Annotated in this window: 4 protein-coding genes and 3 pseudogenes; 6 read left to right on the forward strand and 1 reads right to left on the reverse strand. The window is 58.8% G+C overall.

Translation table 11 applies throughout. The features are described from left to right. Positions 1–301 precede the first annotated feature (301 nt). The 4 genes and pseudogenes from HGP12_RS33570 to HGP12_RS33585 all read left to right on the forward strand — a co-directional run bounded on the left by HGP12_RS33570 (position 302) and on the right by HGP12_RS33585 (position 6258). Positions 302–1429 carry an efflux RND transporter periplasmic adaptor subunit gene (locus HGP12_RS33570; RefSeq protein ID WP_246703663.1) on the forward strand — a complete coding sequence of 376 codons (1128 nt, stop codon included), beginning with the start codon at positions 302–304 and terminating at the stop codon, positions 1427–1429. Positions 1430–1436: 7 nt separating this feature from the next. Next, the gene (locus HGP12_RS33575) at positions 1437–4559 is read left to right on the forward strand and encodes an efflux RND transporter permease subunit (protein WP_168844250.1); all 3123 of its coding nucleotides are present in this window, start codon (positions 1437–1439) and stop codon (positions 4557–4559) included. A gap of 274 nt (positions 4560–4833) precedes the next feature. After that, positions 4834–5034, forward strand: a pseudogene (locus tag HGP12_RS33580) (integrase); the annotation flags it as partial. 108 nt (positions 5035–5142) lie between these two features. Further along, positions 5143–6258 (forward strand): Fic family protein, encoded by a 1116-nt coding sequence (locus tag HGP12_RS33585; RefSeq protein ID WP_168844251.1) that lies wholly within the window; start codon positions 5143–5145, stop codon positions 6256–6258. Between the two features lie 45 nt (positions 6259–6303). On the opposite strand, the gene HGP12_RS34585 is transcribed toward HGP12_RS33585, so the two are convergent. Continuing rightward, a complete protein-coding gene (locus HGP12_RS34585; protein WP_281408297.1) occupies positions 6304–6429 on the reverse strand; it encodes a hypothetical protein in 126 nt (41 codons plus the stop codon). Between HGP12_RS34585 and HGP12_RS34725 the strand changes: the two are divergent. Together HGP12_RS34725 and HGP12_RS33595 are read left to right on the forward strand one after the other, a co-directional pair. Continuing rightward, positions 6429–6551 (forward strand): annotated as a pseudogene (locus tag HGP12_RS34725) (ATP-binding protein); the annotation flags it as partial. The gene HGP12_RS34585 and the pseudogene HGP12_RS34725 sit on opposite strands and share 1 nt — an antisense overlap. 309 nt (positions 6552–6860) lie before the next feature. Beyond that, a pseudogene (locus tag HGP12_RS33595) lies at positions 6861–7046 on the forward strand (hypothetical protein); the annotation flags it as partial. Between the last annotated feature and the right edge of the window lie 121 nt (positions 7047–7167).

A 7167-nucleotide genomic window follows, 5' to 3' on the forward strand; every position in this document is an offset into this window, starting at 1 on the left:
GTCCATCCGCACCCCCTTCCCGAAGAAGAAACGCCAGACAGGGCCTCCGCGTCAACGCTCCCGCTCACCCGTTCACGAAACCTCCACAAAACGTCGACCAAAGACCAACAATGCCGATGTTTGCTTAGGCTCGGACGAAGTGCCCCTGCAGCTCGCAACGAGCGCTGAAGCGGTTTCTTCAAATAGGTTCTGCCGTCAAGGCGCGGACGACCAACTCGCCCTGCTACGGTCAATTGGGAATACATTTATGCGATCTGCATTCGAACTGCCTTGCTGGAAGGCGCTATTGGCGGCGGCAGCCATGCTCGCGCTGGCTTCAAGCCAGGCGCGCAGCCAGGCGAGCAGCGAGGTGCCTCCTCCTGCCGTCGGCGTGCTCGAAATCAAGGCACATCCAGTACCGGTCATGAGCGAGCTTCCCGGGCGCATTGCCGCAACCAGGATTTCCGAGGTGCGCGCGCGCGTCTCGGGAATCCTGCTGGAGCGCGTCTTCGAACAAGGCAGCCTCGTGCACCAGGGCGATATCCTCTATCGCATTGATCCGAAGCTGTTTCGGGTCCGCGTCGCAAGCGCCAATGCGGCACTGCAGAAGGCGAAAGCCGTCCAGGCCCACGCCAAGCAGCAGCTTGAGCGCCAGCGCTCGCTGCGCGAACGTAATGTCATAAGCGCAGTCGATTACGATACGGCCGCCGTCAATCTCGCTCAAGCCGACGCCGATGTTGCAGCACAGCAAGCGGCGCTCGACGAAGCGAAGATCAATCTCGATTATACCGAGGTGCGGGCACCCATCACCGGCATCATCGGCGGTGCTCTCGTGACCGAAGGAACGCTGGTGACCGCCGAAGGCGCGTCCAATCTTGCGCTCATCCAGCAGATCAATCCGGTCTATGCCGATTTCACACAGTCGGCGCAGGATCTCCTCACATTGAAGCGCGCAGTCAGCGAGGGCAAGCTGCAGAGCCCGGCGCCCGGACAGGCAAGCGTCGAACTCGTATTCGACAGCGGAAAAGCCTATGGCAAGCCGGGCAAGTTGCTGTTTTCGAACGCAAGCGTGGATCCCAATACGGGTCAGGTGACGCTGCGCGCGGAATTCCCCAACCCGGAAGGCGATCTCCTGCCGGGCATGTATGTGCGCGTGCGCATCGAGCAGGCCGTTCAGCGGGGCGGCATTACCGTTCCGCAAAGAGCCGTGACGCGCGATACCGAGGGAACACCTCAAGTGTTCGTCGTCGCCGACCAGACGGCTCACGTGCGCAACGTCGTTCTCGGTGCGGCTCTCGGCCCTGAATGGATCGTCCTGTCGGGACTGAAGGACGGCGAAACCATCATCGCCGACGGCATCCAGAAAGTCACGCCGGGGGGCAAGGTCGTCGCTGAACCCTGGTCGCCGCAAAAGGCAGATCAGAGCATCTCAGACCAGGCCGCAAAGTAAGTCACACATGGCACAGTTCTTCATCAAGCGACCCGTTCTCGCATGGGTCTTTGCATTCTTCATCATAATCGCGGGAACCATTACGATCCCCCTATTGCCGGTGGCTCAATATCCCGCCGTCGCTCCTCCGCAGCTTTCCATCTCCGCCTCCTATCCCGGCGCTTCGCCGCAGGAAATCTATCAGGGCGTTACCCGCCTGATTGAAGAGGAGCTCAACGGCGTCCACGGCATCGTCGATTTCGAGTCGACGTCGGACAATTCCGGCTCGGTGGGCATCAACGCCACGTTCGCCTCCGGAACGGATATCGGCAAGGCAACGGTCGACGTGCAGAACGCGGTTCGCCGCGTCGAGGCGAGGCTCCCGCAGACGGTCAGGACGCAAGGCATCCAAGTCGAGGAAGCCAGCGCCGGCTTCCTGCTGATCGCGGCACTGACCTCCACCGACGGCAAGATGGACGAGATCGCGCTCGGCGACTATGTCAACCGCAACATTCTCGGCGAACTTCGGCGACTGCCGGGTGTCGGCCGTGCGCAGCTCTTCGCCTCGCAGCGGGCGCTGCGCGTCTGGATCGACCCGGACAAAATGGTCGGCCTTCATCTGACGACAGCCGACATCAGCGCCGCGATCACCGCGCAGAACGCGCAAGTGGCCGCAGGTCAGATCGGCGCCACGCCGAATCCGGTCAGCCAGGATCTGACCGCGACGGTCATCGTCGAAGGGCAGCTAAGCAATGCAAAGCAGTTCGGCGAGGTGATCCTGCGGGCCAATCCGGACGGCTCGACCGTTCGCCTGCGCGATATCGCGCGCATCGAGGACGGCGCGGAAAACTATTCGACCGCAAGCCGGCTCAACGGCAATCCGAGCGCCGGCCTCGCCATCCAGCTGTCCTCGACAGGCAACGCCGTCGCGGTCTCCAAAGCCGTGAAGGCGAAGATGGACGAGCTGTCGAAATTCTTTCCGAAGGGCGTCGAGTATTCGATACCCTACGACACCAGTCCCTTCGTCAATGCCTCGATCGAGAAGGTCGTGCATACGCTTTTCGAGGCAATCGCGCTTGTCTTCATCGTGATGTTCGTCTTCCTGCAAAACTTGCGCTACACGCTCATCCCGACGCTGGTCGTGCCGATCGCGCTGCTCGGAACCTGCGCGATCATGTATGTGACGGGGTTCTCCATCAACGTCCTGACTATGTTTGCCATGGTTCTGACGATCGGCATCCTTGTCGATGACGCTATCGTCGTGGTCGAAAACGTCGAACGCATCATGGCGGAAGAGGGTTTGCCGCCAAAAGCTGCGACCCAGAAGGCGATGAAGCAGATTACCGGCGCCATCCTCGGCATTACGCTGGTGCTCTCTTGCGTCTTCATCCCGATGGCATTCTTTCCGGGCGCGTCCGGCATCATCTATCGCCAGTTCTCGCTGACCATGGTCGTCTCGATCATGTTCTCCGCCTTCCTGGCGCTGTCGCTGACGCCGGCGCTCTGCGCCACGTTCCTGAAGCCGATCGACGGCGACCATCATGGCAGGAAGGGGCTCGGCGGCTGGTTCAATCGCAAGTTCGACGGGATGACTGCCGGCTATGCCAAGACCGCCGCCGGCCTTGCGCGACGGTCCTGGCGAATGATGGCCGTCTATCTCGCGCTCGTCGTGGGCCTCGGCTATCTTTTCGTCAATCTGCCGGGCTCCTTCGTGCCGGAGGAGGATCAAGGCATCCTGATCGTCGACATACAGGGGCCGCCGGAAGCGAGCGCCAATCGCACGATCGCATCGCTGAAGCAGGTCGAGGCCATCTTCAAGGCCGAACCCGCCGTCGAAAACATCTTCGCCGTGCAGGGCTTCAGCTTCGCGGGCAACGGGCCGAACGCAGCCATCGCCTTCGTCACGCTCAAGGATTGGAGCGCGCGGCCGGCCGGCAGCTCGGTGCCGGACATCGCCCAGCGCGTCAATGCACAGCTTGCCGGCCTGAAAGACGCCACCTCCTACGCGCTTTCACCGCCGCCGATCGAAGGCTTCGGCACGACGAGCGGCTTTTCCTTCCGGCTGCAGGACCGCGCCGGGCGCGGACAGAAGGCACTTAAACAGGCCGGAGAAGAGCTGATCGCCAAGGCGGCGCAGAACAGCATGGTCACGAACGTGCGCGTGGAAGGCATGCAGGAGGCCGCGCAGATCAAGCTTGCCATTGATCGCGAGAAGGCAAACACCTTCGGCGTCAGCTTTACCGACATCAACGAGGCCATCACCGCGAACCTCGGCTCCTCCTATATCAACGACTACCCGAACGCGGGGCGCATGCAGCAGGTCATCGTGCAGGCGGATGGCCGCAGCCGCATGCAGGTGGAAGATATGATGAAGCTGAATGTCCGCAATGCCAGCGGTGGAATGGTTCCGCTCTCGTCCTTCGCAACCGCCGACTGGCGCAAGGGCGATCCGCAGATCGTCGGCTATAACGGCTATCCGACGATCCGCATCACCGGGCAGGCGGCCGAGGGCAAGTCTTCGGGCGCGGCCATTGCCGAGATGGAACGCATCGCCGCAGACCTTCCGCAAGGTTTCGGCTACGAGTGGTCCGGCCAATCGCGCGAGGAGATTTCCTCCGGCAGCCAGGCGCCGATCCTCTTCGGTTTCAGCATCCTCTTCGTCTTCCTGCTGCTCGCAGGTCTCTACGAGAGCTGGTCGATCCCCTTGTCGGTCATGCTGGTGGTGCCGCTCGGCATTATCGGCTGCGTGCTGGCGGCGATCCTTCGTGACATGCCGAACGACCTTTATTTCAAGGTCGGCCTGATCGCGATTATCGGCCTTTCGGCAAAGAACGCCATCCTGATCGTCGAATTCGCCAGGGATTATTATGCCGAGGGCAGGTCCCTTCTTGAAGCGGCGATCGAAGCCGCACGCGTCCGCTTCCGCCCGATCGTCATGACGTCGCTTGCCTTCACGCTCGGCGTCGTGCCGCTGGCGATCGCCACGGGACCGAGTGCCGCCAGCCAGAACGCGATCGGCACCGGCGTGCTCGGCGGCATGATCTCGGCCACAGTCCTTGCCGTCTTCTTCGTCCCGGTCTTTTTCGTTGTTGTGCTGTCCCTCCTGCGGACAGGAGAAGCAATGGCGAAGCCTTCCGACCGCAAACTTTAGCAAATGATATCGTATAGATAACTGCTTTCCCAAAGCTGCCTTATCGCTCGTTTCCGGTTAAGTTACCACCGAAATTCCGTTGAAAGCGTAGCGCTATTATATGCCACCCACCGACTACCGGCACGCCGTTCGCCGGATGACCGCTTGCGGCCACCAACGCTCTATCCGGGGGAAGCGGTTGCACGTATGTGCTGTTTTTCATTCCGACTGGTTCCAAAAGAGCGCTGGCACATTTCAGCGAGACTTTTGAGGAACGACTTCAAGTGGCGTCACACGCTGCAAGCAGGCAGGCCTGGATCCGCAGGCATTTTCGGCGCATGGGCTGCGGTCCGGCTATCTGACGGAAGCCGCCAACCGCGGCATTCCCCTGCAGGAGGCCATGCAGCAGTCGCTGCATAAGTCTGTGGCCCAGGCCGCAAGCTACTATAACAACGCCGAACGGAAGAATGGGCGGGCGGCACGTCTGATAATGTAGCCCAAACTGGCAATCTTTACGTTAACCGACATGTGATGAGCGATAAACTCCGTTGCTATGCCTCACAAATTGTGTAAATTTGAGTTATAGAAATAACGGCTATAACTCATGCACTGGAATTGGACGCAGACCGACTGGCCGCATTTTAACTATAACCCTCAAGCGCTCGAGCCACTCGAGCGGCAATTTCTCAGGTCCTCGGGAGAAATCATAGGCGCGGTGCGGCACTTTGATGACGAGGATGGCCAGTCACTACGCATTGAGCTGTTAAGCGACGAGGCCGTCAAGACCTCTGAGATCGAAGGCGAGATGCTCGATCGGCTGAGCGTCCAGTCGTCATTACGCCGGCAATTCGGCCTTGATGCCGACAACCGAGCAATCCGGCCTCAGGAACGTGGTATCGCCGAGATGATGATCGATGTCTTCGAGAGCTGGTCCAAACCGCTCGTTCATGAGACCCTCTTCCGCTGGCACTCCATGCTGATGGCTGGAAACCGTCACATTGCTACGATTGGCGGCTATCGGACGCACGACGATGCAATGCAAATCGTGTCCGGACGTTTCGACAAGCCAGTTGTTCACTTCGAGGCGCCACCTTCCAGACAAGTACCGCCCGAGATGGATGCGTATCTGGCATGGTTCAATAGATCCGCACCGGCAGGCACATTTCCCCTACCCGCTCTGACGCGGGCCGCAATTGGTCACCTCTATTTCGAAAGCATCCATCCTTTCGAAGACGGAAATGGCAGGATCGGCCGAGCGCTGGCGGAAAAGTCGCTTGCGCAAAGTATCGGGCAACCGAGCCTAACCTCACTTGCATACACAATCGAAAAGAGCCGCAAGGCGTATTACGGCGAACTAGAAGCAAATCAGCGCACGCTCAACGTAACTGGATGGCTCATCTATTTCTCCCAGACCATATTGGACGCGCAGCAAACCACCCTTGCCCGCATCGCGTTTTATATTCGCAAAGGACAATTCTATGACCGTTTCCGAGACGAGCTCAATGAGCGTCAACACAAGGTCGTCTCCCGTATGCTCAAAGAAGGGATCGAAGGCTTCAAAGGTGGATTGAGCGCCGAAAACTATATTTCGATCACAGGAACCTCCCGCGCGACTGCAACACGCGACCTTCAGGATATGGTGGAGAAGGGAGCAATGAGCCGGAGCGGCGAGCGTCGCCACACGCGATACACATTGAACATGCCCGAAGCCAAGAAATAGAAAAGTGTATTCGCCTGCCTCTGGTGAGCGAACGCCAGCTTAATTTCACGGCCCCAGACCGCGCAGATTGGTGCTGCATGTCCCACCTTCCCTCGAAATACCTGGCTTTTCGTCGTTTCCGCGATAAGAGGCCATCAGCGCGCGGTTCATCGCTGCGATGCGGATGCCCATGCCACATCCTCGAAACCGGAAACGACAGCTTCCGCTTCAAAAATAGTTCTGCACATGAACCCAAAACGGCAAAGGAGAAACGGAGAAGCTTGACCACGACGACCGACACGAACGATACCTAAAAGGCGGGTCACTTCTCAGTGCAAATCCCGGGTCAACTCTCAGCGCAAATCAACAAACGACCGGATTCATCCATCAGCCCTTCATTCGCGGCTGGAAATCATGCGCAATTATGCTGCATCAAATTTCCGCCAGAATCGCGTTTTTTCGTCGAATTTCGCGGCTGTGTGTATAGGTATCTTTCGTATTTATATATTTTTTACAAAAGTCTAGTATATTTCTCCAATTTTTGATGCAACATTTTTGTTGCTTTCCGCACTGTTTTCGCGCAACCTGTGGATTCCAAGCGCAAGCTCCTTTATGGCAATCTCATGCCCATGAAAGACTCGTCATTGTTCATGAAGTCCAGCATCGACCACTTGCCGCCGCTCAAGCGACGGGAACTCGCTCGGGTCCTGGAGGTGCTGCGTGACGAGTTCGAGGATGCGCTGAAGGGAGGCTCGGCAGATTTCAAGAAGCGCGGCCGCATCCTGAAAATCATCCTGTTTGGATCCTATGGTGCGCCGTGAAGGCGTGGGAGGTTATCATGCAATAAAGGCAACCTCCCAAACTAACTGGTTCTTGACCGGTGACTGGAATGTCACCCCTCTACAGAGAGTAGTAGACGGAAGGGGATCG

The sequence above is a fragment of the Rhizobium sp. P28RR-XV genome (assembly GCF_012641385.1).
Taxonomy (GTDB): domain Bacteria; phylum Pseudomonadota; class Alphaproteobacteria; order Rhizobiales; family Rhizobiaceae; genus Rhizobium.

What these genes read in the sequence shown, in the direction of transcription:
- HGP12_RS33570 (WP_246703663.1), top strand. Translation starts at nt 302, where the DNA reads ATGCTCGCGCTGGCTTCAAGCCAGGCGCGCAGCCAGGCGAGCAGCGAG.
- HGP12_RS33575 (WP_168844250.1), top strand. Translation starts at nt 1,437, where the DNA reads ATGGCACAGTTCTTCATCAAGCGACCCGTTCTCGCATGGGTCTTTGCA.
- HGP12_RS33585 (WP_168844251.1), top strand. Translation starts at nt 5,143, where the DNA reads ATGCACTGGAATTGGACGCAGACCGACTGGCCGCATTTTAACTATAAC.
- HGP12_RS34585 (WP_281408297.1), bottom strand. Translation starts at nt 6,429, where the DNA reads ATGGGCATCCGCATCGCAGCGATGAACCGCGCGCTGATGGCCTCTTAT.